This window comes from Pseudomonas caricapapayae, assembly GCF_001400735.1.
Classification (GTDB): domain Bacteria; phylum Pseudomonadota; class Gammaproteobacteria; order Pseudomonadales; family Pseudomonadaceae; genus Aquipseudomonas; species Aquipseudomonas caricapapayae.
This window is the reverse complement of sequence record NZ_LJPW01000144.1, coordinates 19577-36263: the sequence shown is the minus strand read 5'-3', so window position 1 is coordinate 36263 and position 16687 is coordinate 19577. Positions and strand designations below refer to the sequence as shown.

Here is a 16687-nt window from a genome sequence, read left to right as displayed (position 1 = left end):
CTTTGACCGGATGGCATAAGTCTTGCGCGGCTCAATTACCGTTCAGGCTCGCAGGAGGCACGCCGTGTCGATTCATATTGCCTTGCACCATGTCACGCATTATCGCTACGAACGCGCGGTCGAACTGGGTCCTCAGATCGTACGCCTGCGCCCGGCCGCTCACAGCCGCACACGCGTGCTGTCGTACGCGCTGAAAGTCCTGCCCGAAAACCACTTCATCAACTGGCAGCAGGATCCTCAAGGCAATTATCTGGCGCGTCTGGTCTTTCCGGAAAAGACCAGCGAGTTTCGCGTCGAGGTCGACCTGGTCGCCGAGATGGCGGTGTTCAACCCATTCGACTTTTTCCTGGAGCCGTACGCCGAGAACATCCCGTTTACCTATGCCAGCGAAGAGCAGCGCGAGTTGGCACCGTATTTGGAAAAACTGCCGCTGACGCCCAGATTTCAGGCGTATTTGAACAGCATCAGTCGCGAGCCGATCCCCGCTATCGACTTTCTGGTGGGCCTCAATCAGCGCCTGAGTCAGGACGTCGCTTACCTGATCCGCATGGAGCCGGGCGTGCAGACCCCCGAGTTCACCCTGGAGAACGCCTCGGGCTCGTGCCGAGACTCGGCGTGGCTGCTGGTGCAGCTGTTGCGCCATCTGGGCATGGCGGCACGATTTGTATCCGGCTATCTCATCCAGCTCAAGGCTGACGTCGAGGCGCTGGACGGGCCATCGGGCACTGACGTCGACTTTACCGACCTGCACGCCTGGTGTGAGGTCTATCTGCCGGGCGCAGGCTGGGTCGGGCTGGATGCGACTTCCGGCCTGTTCGCAGGTGAAGGGCATATCCCGCTGGCGTGCAGCCCGGAGCCGTCATCCGCAGCGCCGATCAGCGGCCTGGTCGAGCCGTGCGAAACCGATTTCAGCCATGAAATGTCGGTCGAGCGCATCTGGGAGGCTCCGCGTGTCACCAAGCCCTACACCGAAGAGCAATGGCAGAGCATTCAGTCTCTTGGACGGCAGATCGACGCCGATCTGTTGCGTGACGATGTGCGCCTGACCATGGGCGGCGAGCCGACATTTGTGTCCATTGATGATCGTGACGGTCCCGAGTGGAATACGGCCGCGCTGGGGCCTCGCAAGCGCGAGCTCTCTGCCGAGCTGTTTCAGCGCATGCGTGCCCATTACGCGCCGCTGGGGATTGTGCATTTCGGCCAGGGCAAGTGGTATCCGGGCGAGCAGTTGCCGCGCTGGTCGCTGAACTGCTTCTGGCGCAAGGACGGCCAGCCGGTCTGGCGCAACAATGGGCTTATCGCCGATGAAACACGGGACTATGGCGCTACCGGCGAGCTGGCCGGGCGTTTTCTGGCCAGCGTTGCCGAGCGCCTGAAACTGCCGGCCCGTTTCGTTTTTCCGGCCTACGAAGACAACTTCTATTACCTGTGGCGTGAAGGCGCATTGCCGGTCAACGTCACGGCCGAAGACTCTCGACTGGGCGACGAGCTCGAGCGTGCGCGTCTGCGCAAGGTCTTTGCCCAAGGGCTGGACAAGATGATCGGTCAAGTCCTGCCGCTGGCTCGCAACGCGGACGGTGACAGCTGGCAGAGTGGCCGCTGGTACCTGCGTGACGAGCATTGCCGTCTGGTGCCGGGGGATTCTGCGCTGGGCTATCGATTGCCGCTGGCGTCGCAGCCTTGGGTCAAGGCGGCGGAGTACCCGTTCATTCATCCGACCGACCATAACCAGGACTTTCCCGAACTGGCCGACAGCGACTCGCTGACCTCGGCGCTCAAGTCCACAGAAAAGGATGCAGAGCGCTCACCGAAGATCGATGAGTCGGCCGACTGGCTGACCCGCACAGCGTTGTGTGCGGAAGCACGCGAAGGTCGGCTGTACCTGTTCATGCCGCCTTTGCAGAAGCTTGAGGAATACCTTGAGTTGGTGGCTGTGATCGAAGCGACTGCCGAAGAGCTGCAATGCCCGGTTCTGCTGGAAGGCTACGAGCCGCCGAGCGATCCGCGTCTGTGCAACTTCCGCATCACGCCTGATCCGGGCGTGATCGAGGTCAATGTGCAGCCCTCCGCCAGTTGGGACGAGCTGGTTGAGCGCACCGAGTTTCTTTATGAGCAGGCGCGTCTCACGCGCCTGACTACCGAGAAGTTCATGATCGACGGGCGTCACACCGGCACCGGTGGCGGTAACCATTTTGTGCTGGGCGGTGCGACACCGGCGGATTCGCCGTTTTTGCGTCGCCCGGACCTGCTGCGCAGCCTGATCAGCTATTGGCACAACCATCCGTCGCTGTCGTACCTGTTTTCCGGTCTGTTCATCGGTCCGACCTCGCAGGCACCCCGCATTGATGAAGCGCGCAACGACTCGCTTTACGAAATGGAAATCGCTTTTGCGCAGATGCCGGAGCCAGGCGAGGAGGTTGCGCCGTGGGTGGTGGACCGTCTGTTGCGTAACCTGCTGATCGACGTGACCGGCAATACTCACCGTGCCGAGTTCTGTATCGACAAGCTGTACTCGCCTGATGGCGCGACCGGGCGTTTGGGGCTGCTGGAGCTGCGTGCCTTCGAGATGCCGCCGCATGCCCGCATGAGCCTGGCGCAGCAGTTGTTGCTGCGAGCGCTGGTGGCGCGCTTCTGGCGTGAGCCTTATGCGCCGGCCAGACTGGCGCGCTGGGGCACACAATTACACGACCGATTCATGCTGCCGCACTTCATCGAGCAGGACTTTGCCGACGTGGTTGCCGACCTCAATGCGGCAGGCTATCCGGTGCAGGCCGACTGGTTTTCCGCGCACCTGGAGTTCCGCTTCCCGAAAGTGGGGGATTACGCCGTCAACGGTATCGAACTGGAACTGCGTCAGGCCCTGGAGCCTTGGCATGTGTTGGGCGAAGAGGGCTCGGCTGGCGGTGCCGTGCGTTACGTCGATTCGTCGCTGGAGCGTTTGCAGGTACACCTCACCGGGCTGCCACCGCAGCGTTACGTATTGACCTGCAACGGTGTCGCGGTGCCTTTGCAGCCAACCGGGCGGGTCGGCGAGTTCGTCGCGGGCGTGCGTTATCGCGCATGGCAACCGGCCAATTGCCTGCAACCGACCATCGGCGTGCATGCGCCGCTGGTTTTCGATTTGCTCGACACCTGGATGCACCGCTCGCTGGGCGGCTGCGAGTATCATGTCGCCCACCCGGGCGGCCGCAATTATGAAACCTTGCCGGTCAACGCCAACGAAGCGGAAAGCCGTCGCCTGTCACGTTTCTTCCGGATCGGTCACACCCCCGGCAAACTCGATGTTCCGGCGCTCAACATTAACGACGAGCTGCCGATGACGCTGGATATGCGTCTGCATTAGAAAAACAGTGGCTCTGTGCGTCAGATGCACACGGACGTGACATCTGACTGCACTAATCTGAAGTCCTTACGTTGCCTGCCGAGCCTTCCATGCCCGACCTGCTTGACCATTACCCGCTGTCCGAGGGTACTTACCACGAAATGCTCGACGCCGATGGCGCTGTTCGCCCGCACTGGCGCCGCCTGTACGAGCACATGCAGCGCAGCACTGCCGCGCAACTGATCCAGCGCCAGGCCTTGCTGACCCGGCAGATTCAGGAAAACGGTGTCACCTATAACGTTTATGCCGACCCCAAGGGCGCTGATCGCCCATGGGAGCTGGACCTGTTGCCGCACATCATCGCTGCGGATGAGTGGCAACACGTGGCGGCAGGGATTGCCCAGCGTGCACGACTGCTCAATGCGGTGCTTGCGGACCTTTACGGCCCGCAGACGCTGATCGCCAACGGTTTGTTGCCTGCCGAGCTGGTATTTGGCCATAACAACTTTCTCTGGCCGTGTCAGGGTGTAAAGCCCCCTGAAGGGACGTTCCTGCACATGTACGCCGTCGATCTGGCGCGTACCCCGGACGGACGCTGGTGGGTCACGGCTGACCGTACCCAGGCACCTTCGGGAGCCGGTTATGCGCTGGAAAACCGCCAAAGCGTTGCGCGAGCGCTGCCTGAAACCTATCGCGACCTGCAAGTCCGGCATCTGTCGGGTTTCTTCGACGCCTTGCAGCAGACGCTCGTCCGTCAGGCGCCAACCAGCAATGAGGCACCTCTGGTGGTCCTGCTGACGCCGGGGCGTTTCAACGAAAGTTACTTCGAGCACTTGTACCTGGCGCGGCAACTGGGTTACCCGCTGGTGGAGGGTGGCGATCTGACCGTGCGCGATGCCACTGTCTACCTGAAAACCCTCAGCGGTCTGCGTCGGGTCCACGCCATCATGCGCCGTCTGGACGATGACTTTTGTGATCCTCTGGAATTGCGCACCGATTCTGCGCTCGGTGTGCCGGGGCTGCTGGAGGCGGTACGCCGGGGCAATGTGCTGGTCGCCAACGCGCTGGGCAGTGGTGTTCTGGAGTCTCCGGGGCTGCTTGGCTTCCTGCCGAAAATCAGTCAGTACCTGTTCGGTGAGGATCTGATTCTGCCATCGGTTGCGACCTGGTGGTGCGGAGAGCCGCCGGTGCTCGCTCAGGCGCTGGAGAAACTGCCTGATCTGTTGATCAAACCTGCGTTCCCCTCGCAGCACTTCGCTCCCGTGTTCGGTCGTGATTTGACTGAGGCGCAACGCGACGCGCTTGCCCAGCGCATGCAGTCGCGGCCCTATGCCTACGTCGCTCAGGAGCTGGCGCAATTGTCCCATGCCCCGGTGTTGCAGGCCGATGGCGCAGGTTTGCAGCCGCGGGCCATCGGCATGCGCGTATATGCAGTGGCCAGCCTCGACGGTTATCGCGTGCTGCCGGGCGGTCTGACCCGTGTGGCCGCCGAGGCCGATGCCGACGTAGTCTCGATGCAGCGCGGCGGGGCGAGCAAGGACACCTGGGTGCTGGGCGAGCGCTCGCACCTCGGCGAGCCCTGGAAGGGGCAGCGCACGCTGGGCGTTTACGATCTGATTCGTCGTGATCCTTATCTGCCGTCGCGGGTGGTGGAGAACCTGTTCTGGTTCGGGCGTTACTGCGAACGTTGCGATGACAGTGCGCGGTTGCTGCGCATTATGTTGACGCGCTACGTCGATGATGACGATCCCCTCGCGTTGCAGGCAGCCGTCGCCCTGGCCGAGAGCCTGGGCATGCTGCCTGAGGCGCAGGAGGGCGAAGAGTTGAAGGATCGCCTGCTTGTCGCGCTGCTGGGAGACGAGTGGCCGTTCAGCCTGCGCGCCAACCTGCAGCGTTTGCAGTGGGCTGCCTCACAGGTACGCGGCAAGTTGTCGAGAGAGAACTGGCAGGCGCTGGTCGAATTGCAGCGCGAGGCTTTGAGTCTGGAAACCGAAGAACCGGATTTTGGCGAACTGCTGGATTTCCTTAACCGTCTGGTGATGTCCTTGGCAGCGCTTTCCGGTTTTGCACTGGACGACATGACCCGCGACGAAGGCTGGAGCTTCCTGATGGTCGGTCGGCGTATCGAACGACTGAAGTTTCTCAGCACCAGCCTGGCGGCGTTTCTGCGCGGCTCGGCAGTCTCGGAAAAAGCCGGGCTGGAGTGGTTGCTGGAGCTGGGCAACAGCAGCATCACCTATCGTTCGCGGTACATGGCGGTGCCGCACTTGATTCCAGTGCTGGACCTGTTGCTGCTCGACGAGCAAAACCCGCATGCGGTGTTGTTTCAGCTCAAGCTGGTGCAACGCTCGCTGCGCCGCCTGAACGACGAGTTCGATGCGCCGCGCGACAGCAGCCTGGCGGTGCTGGCTCAGCGCCTTGCCGCATTCGATCTGGGCAGTCTGGAGAACCCGCTGTTCGGCCAGAGCAGTATCGACGCGGTACTCGACGGGCTGGCCGATCTGCTGCAGCGCATTGGCGACAGCAGTGGCCAGGCATCCGACCGCTTGGCGCTGCGCCATTTTGCCCACGTCGATGACGTCAGCCAACGTACGGTATCTGTCTGATGAGCGCCTTCTACCAGATTTTTCATGACACGCATTACAAGTACGACAGCCCGGTCTCGCTGGCCCAGCAACTGGCGCACCTGTGGCCGCGCAGCAGCCCGTGGCAGCGTTGTACCGAGCAGGCACTGGAGATTTTTCCGGAACCCACTACGCGCCGTGATGAGCTGGATGTGTTCGGCAACCCGCTGACCCGACTGGCGTTCGAGCGCCCGCACGACGAGTTGCAGGTCAATGCACGGTTGCGTGTCGAAGTACTGGAGCGGCCGTTTCTGGATTTCAATCTGTCGCCGGAGTGGGAGGTGACTCGCAGTGCGCTGACCTACAGCGCCAAACCGATGACCGAAGATATTCTGGAAGCCTGCCGCTATCGCTTCGAATCCCCCTACGTGCATTTGAAGCGCTCGTTCGTTGAGTTCTCACAGCAATGTTTCCCACCGGGACGCCCTTTGTTGCTGTGTGTGCAGGCGCTGATGGAAAAGATTTTTGACGAATTCACCTTTGATGACGAAGCGACTCAGGTTGCCACGCCGCTGGTGGAAGTGCTGGAACGGCGCCGGGGTGTCTGTCAGGACTTTGCTCATTTGATGCTGGCGTGCCTGCGCTCTCGCGGCCTCGCGGCGCGCTACGTAAGTGGCTATCTGCTGACCCAGCCACCTCCCGGCCAACCCCGGCTGATCGGTGCCGATGCCTCGCATGCCTGGGTATCGGTGTTCTGTCCGGCCTCTGGCTGGGTCGATTTCGACCCGACCAACAATGTGCAGCCTGCGCTGGAGCACGTCAGCCTGGCCTGGGGGCGTGACTTCTCCGACGTGTCGCCTTTGCGTGGTGTGATTCTGGGCGGTGGTGCGCATGATCCGGACGTTAGGGTGACGGTGATGCCGGTCAGCGGCTAATTACCTGTCGGGGTGAATCGTTCTTCAAGAGGGCGCTTTATCGCAAGCGTCCGAGAGGCCATTTGACGCACGTCCTTGGAACCCCGGCCCCGATCGGGCACTCTCTTCTACGTCAGTTTTTACGTTAATCAAGTTCCTGCCCTGGAGATTCAAATGATTCGCAAGCTTGTAGCGATTTCGCTGTTGTCGTTGGCCAGTGGTCAGTTGCTGGCCGCCGAGTGCTCGGCTACCGTCGATTCGACCGATCAAATGATGTACGACACCAAAGCCATTGAGATCGACAAAAGCTGCAAGGAATTCACTGTCAACCTGACTCACTCCGGCAGCCTGCCCAAGAATGTCATGGGTCATAACTGGGTACTGAGCAAGAAGTCTGATACCCAGTCAATCGTCACTGACGGCATGGCAGCGGGTATCGACAAGGACTATTTGAAGCCGGACGACACTCGCGTCATTGCCCACACTAAAATCATCGGCGCTGGCGAGAAGGACGCGGTGACGTTTGATGTGTCGAAACTGGACCCTGCACAGGAATACCAGTTCTTCTGCACCTTCCCCGGCCATATCAGCATGATGAAAGGCGCTGTGACCCTCAAGTAACGGCAGCTCCTACGAAGACTGGTGCGAATGATCGGCATGACGAAGACACTGAGATGCTGAAGGAACCGAATGATACGGTGGGAGCGGACTTGTCCGCGAAGGCTTTGGCAGGGGCGACAGACCTTCCGCGAATGTACGCCCCCTTCGCGGACAAGTCCGCTCCCACAGAAGCCTCGTTTTCTACAGAAATTCGTCTCTAGCTGAGGTCGGGCGGAGTCTCGTGCCACTGGTGCGTATGATCGGCATGACGAAGACGCTGTGATGCTGAAGAAACCGAATGATTGGGTGGGAGCGGACTTGTCCGCGAAGGCTTTGGCGGGGGTGGCAATCGTCCGCGAATGTCCTTTTCGCGGACAAGCGAAGCGTCGCCCGGCCCGCTCCCACAGAAACCCCGCTCCACCTGAGGTCGAACGGGGTCTCGTGCTACTCAAGGCGCATAAGGCAATTCGCGTTTGTGCTGGGTCTTGGCGTAGGTTTCGCAAATGATCCGGAACGCCTCTTCGCGTACCGGTTCGCCATGCAGGAAGGCATCGATCTCGGCGTAGGTCACGCCGTGCGAGGCTTCGTCCGGTTTGCCGGGGGAGAGGTCTTCCAGGTCCGCCGTCGGCACTTTCTCGACCAGTGATTCCGGTGCGCCGAAATGGCGGGCGATGGCGCGTACCTGATTTTTCACCAGGCCGCTCAACGGTGCCAGATCGCATGCGCCGTCACCAAACTTGGTGAAGAAACCCATGACCGCTTCGGCAGCGTGGTCGGTGCCGATGACCAGCCCGTGGTAGGCCCCGGCCACCGTGTACTGGGCGACCATGCGCATGCGCGCCTTGGTGTTGCCGAGCACGAAATCCACCGAGCTGGCCGGTAGCCCGTCGAACGCCTTCACTTCCGCGGCCAGCGCCTTGACACTGGAGCCAATGTTGATGGTATGACGCTCGTCCGGCTCGATGAAGTCGACAGAGGCCTGCGCTTCGTGCTCATCAGCCTGGACCACATAAGGCAGTCGCACCGCGATGAAGCGATAGCTATCGTCACCCGTGCTTGCACGCAGTTCCTTGACCGCGCGCTGCGCAAGCAGGCCGGCAGTCAGCGAATCGACACCGCCACTGATGCCGAGCACCAGTGTTTTGAGCCGTGCGTTCAGCAGGCACTCCTTGATGAAGTTGACGCGGCGGGCAACCTCGGCCTGCAGCGCGTTCTGGTCCGCGAAAGGTGGCTGGACCTTGAGCTGTTCAGCAATCTGGCGCTGTACGGCGTGCATGATTCACTCCTCGTAAATAGGACAATTCAAGCTGGTTTTTCTGGGCTCGGCAAATCCGGCACCTTGAACACATGCCGCATGTAGGCGACAAAATTGGGGTCCTTGCACTGCGTCTTGCCGGGTTCGTCGGAAATCTTCGCCACGGCCTGGCCGGCACATGCTGTCATTTTCAGCACCATGTTCATGGGCGCGATGCCGGGTATGTCGGCGGTCAGATTGGTGCCGATGCCGAAGCTCACATTGATGCGTCCGCGCAGCGCCCGAAAGATATCGAGTGCCTTCGGCAGGTTCAGCCCGTCGGAAAACACCAGCGTCTTGCTCATCGGATCAATACCGAGCTTCTGGTAATGCGAGATGCATTTTTCGGCCCACTTCACCGGGTCGCCCGAATCATGACGCAGACCGTCGAACAGTTTCGCGAAGTACAGATCGAAGTCATTCAGAAATGCGTCAGTGGTAATGCAGTCTGTCAGGGCGATGCCCAGCAGACCACGGTACTCGCGGACCCAGCAATCGAGCGCGGCAATCTGGCTGTCGATCAACCGCGGCCCCAGTTGCTGATGGGCCATGATCCACTCGTGAGCCATTGTGCCCAATGGTTTCAGGTCAAGCTGGCGCGCCAGATGCACATTGCTGGTGCCAACGAACTGGCCTGGAAAGTCTTGCTTGAGCACGCCAAGCACTTCTTCCTGCACCCGATAGGAAAACCGTCTGCGGGTCCCGAAGTCCGCCACTTTCAGTTCGGCCAGTTCATCGGCCGTGGCGTGGGTGGTCAGCCATTCGAACTTGTCGTACAGGCGGTCGCGCGCCTGGATGAGCAGGGTGTCCGGATAACGATGCCGGTTGCGCACCTCGCTGACGATCGCCAGCAACGGTACTTCGAACAGAATGACATGCAGCCAGGGACCGTGCAGGCGAATGCACAGCTCATCGTTTTCGATGCTGGTTTTCACATAGCGGGTGTTGAAGCGGAACAGCCCCAGAAACCTTAGAAAATCTGGTTTGAGGAATGTGATGCGCTCCAGAAAAGCCAGATGCTCGGGGCTCAGGGAGAGTTCGCACAACAGCTCGATCTGGTGCCTGATCTCGTCCAGGTAGGGGCGAAGATCCTCCCCGTTGCGGCAGCGAAACTCCCATTCAACATCCACGTTGGGGTAGTTGTGCAGTACCGCCTGCATCATGGTCAGCTTGTAGAAGTCGGTATCGAGCAGACTTTGCACGATGCGATCGGAGAAGGCGCTCTCGTTTATCAAATGGGGGTCTCCAGAGCAGCCGGATAACGGTGGGCGCGTGATTTCCTGTCTTTCATCGCGGAAGGCTCACGGCCGGATGGGTGTACATTGTCGCCCTTAACGTGCCGGTTGATCCAACTGTTCCAGCATCCACTGCAGAAAAACCCGGATTTTAGGCACGTCGGCAGTGTGTTCCGGATAGGACAGGTAATAGGCACTGTTAGTGCTGGGCAATGCGTAATCCCATGCAATCGCCAGCTTGCCCTCGGCCAGTTCCTCCTCCACCAGAAAGCGTGGCAACAGTGCGACGCCGCAACCGACCTGGGCAGCGCGGATGCACATATAGAACGTTTCAAAGCGCGGCCCGTGATAGCTGTGGTCGGTGTGATAGCCCTGACTTTCGAACCATTCGTGCCATGCCTCGGGGCGGAATGCGTTCTGCAGCAGGACCAGTTCGCTCAGTTGAGTCGGGTCAGTGAGCGGCGTATCCGGGAGGCTTTCAGGTGAGCACACCGCCACCAGTTCCTCGCCAAACAGCTTCACGCTTTCGGCACCGGGGATGGCAGCCTGGCCGAAATAGAACGACACGTCACACCGGCCTTTGATCAGATCGTCGGACTCCTGTTCGTTGATCAGGTCGAGGTGAATATGCGGGTGACGCAAACGCCACCCCTTCAGACGCGGTACCAGCCAGCGGGCACCGAACGTCGAAGGCGTGGATACCCGCAGCACTTCGGTTTCTCCGCCATAGGAGCGCAGGAAGTGGGTGGACATCTCTATCTGGGTCAGAATCTTGCGCACTTCGGCCAGGTACAGTGCACCGGCTGGTGTCAGTTGCAGGCGACGGCGGACCCGCTGAAACAACAAGTGCTGCACCAGTTCTTCGAGCTGCGCCACCTGTTTGCTGACGGCGCTCTGAGTCAGGTTGAGTTCTTCTGCTGCGCGGGTGAAGCTCAAATGCCGGGTACCGCCTCAAAGCATTGCAAGGCTGCGATCGAAGGCAGATGACGTTTGTTCAGCATGATGGCTTCTCTGTTTGCGGCGCTAGGGTACTGGGCGTTATGAATAATCGGAATGATATCTCGCTTAAACGTCATTTGTCGGGTGTAGGCAGGGAGGTTATTACTACCCTCGCGGGGTGCGCGTTGCAGAATCTTGCGTCGACTTCGGCAACTGCCGTTGAATCCGCGAGCCTTAAATGGTGCGTCTCGTAGCGTTCGCGCACCGGGCGTGTGCAATTCGGTGACGTGAGTTGTTACAGGCGGGTTGCCCAATGGCTCATGGCGCGGTTGCGACATCCGGCCATCCGGGTTGCGCTTTTTCGAAGGTGGGTTGCACCTTCTGTGTGTCAAGCGGTAGTACGGCCTGTGCGTAGGGGGTCAGGTCCTTGAATGGCAAGAAAAACACGGCATTCTCAGGAAAGAAAAAGTGATGGCACGCGCCTTGCTCTAAGCAAACGCGTATCGGTCCAAACATGTAATCGCACTGCCAATTAAAAAAATATCCTCAGGAGCACCACTCATGTCGCATACGTTTTACAGGAAAGGCTTTCTGGCAATCGCAGTGGCAACTGCATTGGGCGTGTCTTCGTTTGCACAGGCGGACGTGAAAATCGGTGTCGCAGGCCCCATGACCGGCGCAAACGCATCGTTTGGCCAGCAATACATGAAAGGTGCCCAGGCTGCGGCTGACGCGATCAACAAGGCGGGTGGTGTCAACGGGGAAAAAATCGTACTGGTTGCCGGCGATGATGCCTGTGAGCCAAAGCAGGCCGTCGCGGTGGCCAACCGTCTGGTCGATAACGACAAGGTGATCGGTGTGGTCGGCCACTTCTGTTCGTCTTCGACCATCCCGGCTTCAGAGGTTTACAGCGATGCCGGCGTGATTGCCATCACGCCAGGTTCGACCAACCCGACAGTGACCGAGCGTGGCCTGAAGGAAATGTTCCGCATGTGCGGCCGTGACGATCAGCAAGGCGTGGTTGCCGGTGATTACATCGTCGATGTGCTCAAGGGCAAGAAAGTCGCGGTCATCAACGACAAGGACACTTACGGCAAGGGCCTGGCTGACGCTACCACCAAGCAGTTGACCGCGCGTGGCGTGAAGCCAGTGCTTGAAGAGGGGCTGACCCGTGGCGAAAAAGACTTCAGCGCCCTGGTGACGAAGATCCGTTCGACCGGTGCTGACGTCGTTTACTTCGGCGGCCTGCACCCGGAAGCCGGCCCACTTGTACGTCAGATGCGTGAGCAGGGCCTCAAGGATGTCCGGTTCATGTCCGATGACGGCATCGTGACTGACGAACTGGTCACCACTGCCGGTGGTGCGCAGTACGTTGACGGCGTCTACATGACCTTCGGGGCCGATCCGCGCGTTCTGCCGGACAGCAAGGCGGTTGTGGACGAGTTCCGCAAGTCCGGTTATGAGCCTGAAGGCTATACCCTCTACGCCTACGCTTCCATACAGGCCCTGGCTGCCGGTTTCAACGGTGCCAAATCCAACAAGGGCGACAAGGCTGCCGAGTGGCTCAAGGCCAACCCGGTCAAGACCGTCATGGGTGAAAAGGCCTGGGATAGCAAAGGCGACCTGAAAGTCTCCGATTACGTGGTCTACCAGTGGGACGCCGCCGGCAAATACAAGCAGCTCGAAAAACAGAAGTGAGACAGGCCCTGTCAGCCCTGCCTTCCAGGTGTTGACCCGGTGATGGGCTCGCCCATGAGCGAGCCCGCATCTCTTTTATTGTTTTCGGACCTGACGGTCGCGCCTCACGAGGGTGTGATCGGCAGGGTGCCGAGCTGCCTTTCAGTGTGAGCGTGCGTGATGGATGGAATCTTCCTGCAACAAATGGTCAACGGACTCACCCTCGGGTCCGTCTATGGCCTTATCGCCATCGGCTATACGATGGTCTACGGCATCATCGGCATGATCAACTTCGCCCACGGCGACGTGTACATGATTTCCGCCTACCTGGCCGCCATCGGTCTCGCGGTTCTGTCTTTCTTTGGACTGGAGTCGTTTCCATTCCTGATTCTCGGCACGCTGATTTTCACCATTGTGGTGACGGGCGTGTACGGGTTTGTTATCGAACGTGTGGCTTACAAGCCGTTGCGCAACTCGACCCGGCTGGCACCGTTGATCAGCGCTATCGGTATTTCCCTGATCCTGCAGAACTACGCACAGATCAGCCAGGGCGCTCGCCAGCAGGGCGTGCCCACGCTGCTCGAAGGCGCGTGGCGCTTTGAAATCGGTAGCGGCTTCGTGCAGATCACCTACACCAAAATCTTCATCCTCATCGCCGCTTTTGTCGGCATGGGCGTGCTGACCTACATCATCAAATACACCAAGCTGGGCCGTATGTGCCGCGCCACGCAGCAGGACCGCAAGATGGCGTCGATCCTCGGTATCAACACTGATCGGGTTATTTCCTACGTGTTCATCATCGGTGCTGCGATGGCTGCGCTGGCCGGTGTACTGATCACCATGAACTACGGCACGTTCGACTTCTATGCCGGATTCATTATCGGCATCAAGGCATTCACTGCCGCCGTGCTGGGCGGGATCGGCTCGTTGCCGGGCGCCATGTTGGGCGGTTTGATCCTGGGGGTTGCCGAGTCGCAGTTCTCCGGGCTGATCAATTCCGATTACAAAGACGTGTTCAGTTTTGGCCTGTTGGTGCTGATCCTGATCTTCCGTCCCCAAGGCCTGCTGGGTCGCCCACTTGTGGCGAAGGTATAAGTATGTCCGTTCCTGTTGCTGCTCCTGTCCCCAAACCTGTCGAAATCAAGAAAAGCCTGATCGATGCCGTGGTCGCAGGGCTGCTTGCCCTGATCGTGTTCGGTCCCATCGTCGGTATCGTGCTCGACGGCTACAGCTTCAACCTGCAGCCGACTCGCGTCGCCTGGCTAGTGGCCGTGGTCATGGTCGGGCGTTTTCTGCTCAGCCTGTTCCTGCAAACGCCCAGAGGCATACGTGTTTCCCAGAGCTTTGAAAGCTCCGACTCGGGCGTGCATGTACTCAAGCCCGATCATAAATCCAGCCTGTACTGGATCATTCCGATACTGATCGTGATTGCCATTGTGTTCCCGATCTTCGCCAACAAGTACATCCTGACCGTGGTCATCCTCGGGCTCATCTACGTATTGTTGGGCCTGGGCCTGAACATCGTGGTTGGCCTGGCTGGCCTGCTCGATCTTGGCTATGTGGCGTTTTACGCCATCGGGGCCTACGGTCTGGCACTCGGCTATCAGTATCTCGGGCTGGGCTTCTGGTCGGCGCTGCCGCTGGCGGCAATTGCCGCAGCACTTGCCGGATGTATTCTGGGTTTTCCGGTGTTGCGCATGCACGGCGACTATCTGGCCATCGTGACGCTGGGTTTTGGTGAGATCATTCGTCTGGTGCTCAATAACTGGCTGTCGTTTACAGGCGGTCCGAATGGCGTGCCTGTGCCGTCGCCGACGTTCTTCGGCCTGGAGTTCGGGCGTCGCGCCAAGGACGGTGGCGTTCCGATCCATGAATATTTCGGTTTCGATTACAACCCGGACCTGAAATTCCTGTTCATCTACACCGTTCTGTTTCTCGTCGTGCTGGCCGTGTTGTTCATCAAGCATCGCCTGACCCGTATGCCCATAGGACGTGCCTGGGAAGCCCTGCGCGAGGACGAGATTGCCTGCCGCTCAATGGGGCTCAATCATGTGCTGGTCAAGCTGTCGGCGTTTACCATCGGCGCTTCGACAGCGGGGCTGGCCGGTGTGTTTTTTGCCAGCTATCAAGGCTTCGTCAACCCGACTTCGTTTACCTTTTTCGAGTCGGCGCTGATTCTGGCGATTGTGGTGCTGGGCGGCATGGGGTCGACCGTTGGTGTGGTAATCGCCGCATTTGTGCTGACCGTTGCGCCTGAGCTGTTGCGCAGTTTTTCCGAGTACCGAGTGTTGTTGTTCGGCATCCTGATGGTGTTGATGATGATCTGGCGCCCACGCGGTCTGATCCGCATCAGCCGCACCGGCGTGACGCCGCGCAAGGGTGCACTGGTGGCAGAAGGAGGTGCGCGATGAGCAATGAAGTGATTCTTTCCGTCGAGCACCTGATGATGCACTTCGGCGGCATCAAGGCTCTCAGCGACGTCAGTCTCAAGGTCCGCCGTAACTCGATTTTCGCCCTGATCGGCCCCAATGGCGCGGGCAAGACCACCGTGTTCAACTGCCTGACCGGCTTCTACAAGGCCACAGGCGGACGCATCGAACTGCACACCCGCGACAAGACCACCAATGTGATCAGGCTGCTGGGCGAGCCGTTCAAGGCGACCGACTTCGTTTCGCCGAAAAGCTTCTTCAGCCGGGTTTACTACAAGATGTTCGGCGGTACCCATCTGGTCAACAGGGCAGGGCTGGCGCGCACGTTTCAGAACATTCGTCTGTTCAAGGAAATGTCCGTGGTCGAAAACCTGCTGGTTGCTCAGCACATGTGGGTCAACCGCAGTCTGATCAGCGGGATTCTCAACACCAAAGGCTATCGCAAGGCAGAGGAAGACGCGCTGAACACGGCCTTCTACTGGCTCGAAGTCGTGGACCTGGTGGACTGCGCCAATCGTCTGGCGGGCGAGCTGTCCTACGGGCAGCAACGTCGTCTGGAAATCGCCCGGGCCATGTGCACGCGTCCGCAGGTGATCTGCCTGGATGAACCGGCTGCCGGTCTCAACCCGCAGGAAACCGAGGCGCTCAGCGGCATGATTCGCTTGCTGCGCGATGAGCACGACATGACCATTGTGCTGATCGAGCACGATATGGGCATGGTCATGGGGATTTCCGACGATATTGTGGTGCTCGACCACGGCAATGTAATTGCCGCAGGCGGGCCGGAACAGATCCGCAACGATCCGAAAGTGATCGCTGCGTATTTGGGCGCTGATGAAGAGGAGCTGGTATGAGCAAGCCGATCCTCGAACTGAAAGAGATCGATGTGTTTTACGGGCCGATTCAGGCTTTGAAGAAGGTCTCGCTGCACATAAACGAGGGCGAAACAGTCAGCCTGATCGGCTCCAACGGCGCGGGCAAGTCCACGCTGTTGATGTCGATCTTCGGCCAGCCGCGCGCCGCCAGCGGGCAGATCATCTATCAGGGCACTGACATCACCCACAAGTCCTCGCATTACATCGCCTCCAACGGCATTGCGCAGTCGCCGGAAGGGCGGCGGGTGTTTCCCGACATGTCGGTCGAAGAAAACCTGATGATGGGCACCATCCCTATCGGCGACAAACATTCGGCCGAAGACATGCAGCGCATGTTCGAACTGTTCCCCAGGCTCAAGGAACGCCGCAATCAGCGCGCCATGACCATGTCGGGTGGCGAGCAGCAAATGCTCGCTATCGCCCGAGCGCTGATGAGCCGTCCAAAGCTGTTGTTGCTTGATGAGCCAAGCCTGGGGCTGGCACCGATCATCGTCAAACAGATCTTCTCGACCCTGCGGGAACTGGCAGCGACTGGCATGACAATCTTTCTGGTCGAGCAGAACGCCAACCATGCGCTGAAGCTGTCTGATCGCGCCTATGTGATGGTCAATGGCGAGATCCGACTGTCTGGCACAGGCAAGGAATTGCTTGTAAATGAAGAGGTCAGGAACGCTTACCTGGGCGGGCACTGATTTCGTCAAAACCCTGCCGTTGTTAACGTGCGCCCCGAATGCTCTTGCATCCGGGGCGTCGCTTTTTGCAATTGTGGAAAACAATTTTGACGAACCCTCTGCATGCGACATAAAACCGCTGCAAACGGTTGTTTTGTCACCGTTTT

11 protein-coding genes and 1 pseudogene are annotated in these 16687 nt (G+C 59.6%); 9 read left to right on the top strand and 3 right to left on the bottom strand.

What is annotated here, in order from left to right; genetic code table 11:
• The first annotated feature begins 64 nt into the window (after nucleotides 1–64).
• The 4 genes from ALO80_RS20270 to azu all read left to right on the top strand — a co-directional run bounded on the left by ALO80_RS20270 (nucleotide 65) and on the right by azu (nucleotide 7421).
• Nucleotides 65–3343, top strand: a complete 3279-nt coding sequence (locus ALO80_RS20270) for a transglutaminase family protein (RefSeq protein WP_055010299.1) — start codon at nucleotides 65–67, stop codon at nucleotides 3341–3343.
• A gap of 89 nt (nucleotides 3344–3432) precedes the next feature.
• Nucleotides 3433–5928, top strand: coding sequence for a circularly permuted type 2 ATP-grasp protein (locus ALO80_RS20265; RefSeq protein WP_055010298.1), 2496 nt, complete (start codon nucleotides 3433–3435; stop codon nucleotides 5926–5928).
• On the top strand, nucleotides 5928–6821 hold the full coding sequence (locus tag ALO80_RS20260) for a transglutaminase family protein (protein WP_054986048.1): 894 nt from the start codon (nucleotides 5928–5930) through the stop codon (nucleotides 6819–6821). The genes ALO80_RS20265 and ALO80_RS20260 overlap by 1 nt, the downstream gene beginning before the upstream one ends.
• Before the next feature lie 153 nt (nucleotides 6822–6974).
• Nucleotides 6975–7421, top strand: coding sequence for an azurin (gene azu, locus ALO80_RS20255; RefSeq protein ID WP_055010297.1), 447 nt, complete (start codon nucleotides 6975–6977; stop codon nucleotides 7419–7421).
• A gap of 427 nt (nucleotides 7422–7848) precedes the next feature.
• On the opposite strand, the gene nadE is transcribed toward azu, so the two are convergent.
• The 3 genes and pseudogenes from nadE to ALO80_RS20240 form a co-directional block, all read right to left on the bottom strand.
• Nucleotides 7849–8676, bottom strand: a complete 828-nt coding sequence (gene nadE, locus ALO80_RS20250; RefSeq protein WP_055010296.1) for an ammonia-dependent NAD(+) synthetase — start codon at nucleotides 8674–8676, stop codon at nucleotides 7849–7851.
• Nucleotides 8677–8702: 26 nt separating this feature from the next.
• Nucleotides 8703–9926, bottom strand: a complete 1224-nt coding sequence (pncB, locus tag ALO80_RS20245) for a nicotinate phosphoribosyltransferase (RefSeq protein WP_054986062.1) — start codon at nucleotides 9924–9926, stop codon at nucleotides 8703–8705.
• A gap of 99 nt (nucleotides 9927–10025) precedes the next feature.
• Nucleotides 10026–10930, bottom strand: a pseudogene (locus ALO80_RS20240) (LysR substrate-binding domain-containing protein).
• Between the two features lie 499 nt (nucleotides 10931–11429).
• Here ALO80_RS20240 and ALO80_RS20235 point away from each other — a divergent pair.
• The 5 genes from ALO80_RS20235 to ALO80_RS20215 all read left to right on the top strand — a co-directional run bounded on the left by ALO80_RS20235 (nucleotide 11430) and on the right by ALO80_RS20215 (nucleotide 16541).
• A complete protein-coding gene (locus tag ALO80_RS20235; protein WP_055010295.1) occupies nucleotides 11430–12566 on the top strand; it encodes a branched-chain amino acid ABC transporter substrate-binding protein in 1137 nt (378 codons plus the stop codon).
• A gap of 159 nt (nucleotides 12567–12725) precedes the next feature.
• Nucleotides 12726–13640, top strand: a complete 915-nt coding sequence (locus ALO80_RS20230; protein WP_054986043.1) for an ABC transporter permease subunit — start codon at nucleotides 12726–12728, stop codon at nucleotides 13638–13640.
• Between the two features lie 2 nt (nucleotides 13641–13642).
• A complete protein-coding gene (gene livM / locus ALO80_RS20225) occupies nucleotides 13643–14956 on the top strand; it encodes a high-affinity branched-chain amino acid ABC transporter permease LivM (RefSeq protein WP_055010294.1) in 1314 nt (437 codons plus the stop codon).
• Entirely contained in the window at nucleotides 14953–15828 is an 876-nt protein-coding gene (locus ALO80_RS20220) for an ABC transporter ATP-binding protein (protein ID WP_004654666.1), read from the top strand. The genes livM and ALO80_RS20220 overlap by 4 nt, the downstream gene beginning before the upstream one ends.
• Nucleotides 15825–16541, top strand: coding sequence for an ABC transporter ATP-binding protein (locus tag ALO80_RS20215; protein WP_055010293.1), 717 nt, complete (start codon nucleotides 15825–15827; stop codon nucleotides 16539–16541). Before ALO80_RS20220 ends, ALO80_RS20215 begins: the two co-directional genes overlap by 4 nt.
• Nucleotides 16542–16687: the final 146 nt, after the last annotated feature.

Bases quoted from the DNA above. Each gene is read 5' to 3' on its own strand.
- nadE (WP_055010296.1), bottom strand. From the start codon at position 8,676: ATGCACGCCGTACAGCGCCAGATTGCTGAACAGCTCAAGGTCCAGCCA.
- livM (WP_055010294.1), top strand. From the start codon at position 13,643: ATGTCCGTTCCTGTTGCTGCTCCTGTCCCCAAACCTGTCGAAATCAAG.
- ALO80_RS20235 (WP_055010295.1), top strand. From the start codon at position 11,430: ATGTCGCATACGTTTTACAGGAAAGGCTTTCTGGCAATCGCAGTGGCA.
- azu (WP_055010297.1), top strand. From the start codon at position 6,975: ATGATTCGCAAGCTTGTAGCGATTTCGCTGTTGTCGTTGGCCAGTGGT.
- ALO80_RS20265 (WP_055010298.1), top strand. From the start codon at position 3,433: ATGCCCGACCTGCTTGACCATTACCCGCTGTCCGAGGGTACTTACCAC.
- ALO80_RS20260 (WP_054986048.1), top strand. From the start codon at position 5,928: ATGAGCGCCTTCTACCAGATTTTTCATGACACGCATTACAAGTACGAC.
- ALO80_RS20215 (WP_055010293.1), top strand. From the start codon at position 15,825: ATGAGCAAGCCGATCCTCGAACTGAAAGAGATCGATGTGTTTTACGGG.
- ALO80_RS20230 (WP_054986043.1), top strand. From the start codon at position 12,726: ATGGATGGAATCTTCCTGCAACAAATGGTCAACGGACTCACCCTCGGG.
- ALO80_RS20220 (WP_004654666.1), top strand. From the start codon at position 14,953: ATGAGCAATGAAGTGATTCTTTCCGTCGAGCACCTGATGATGCACTTC.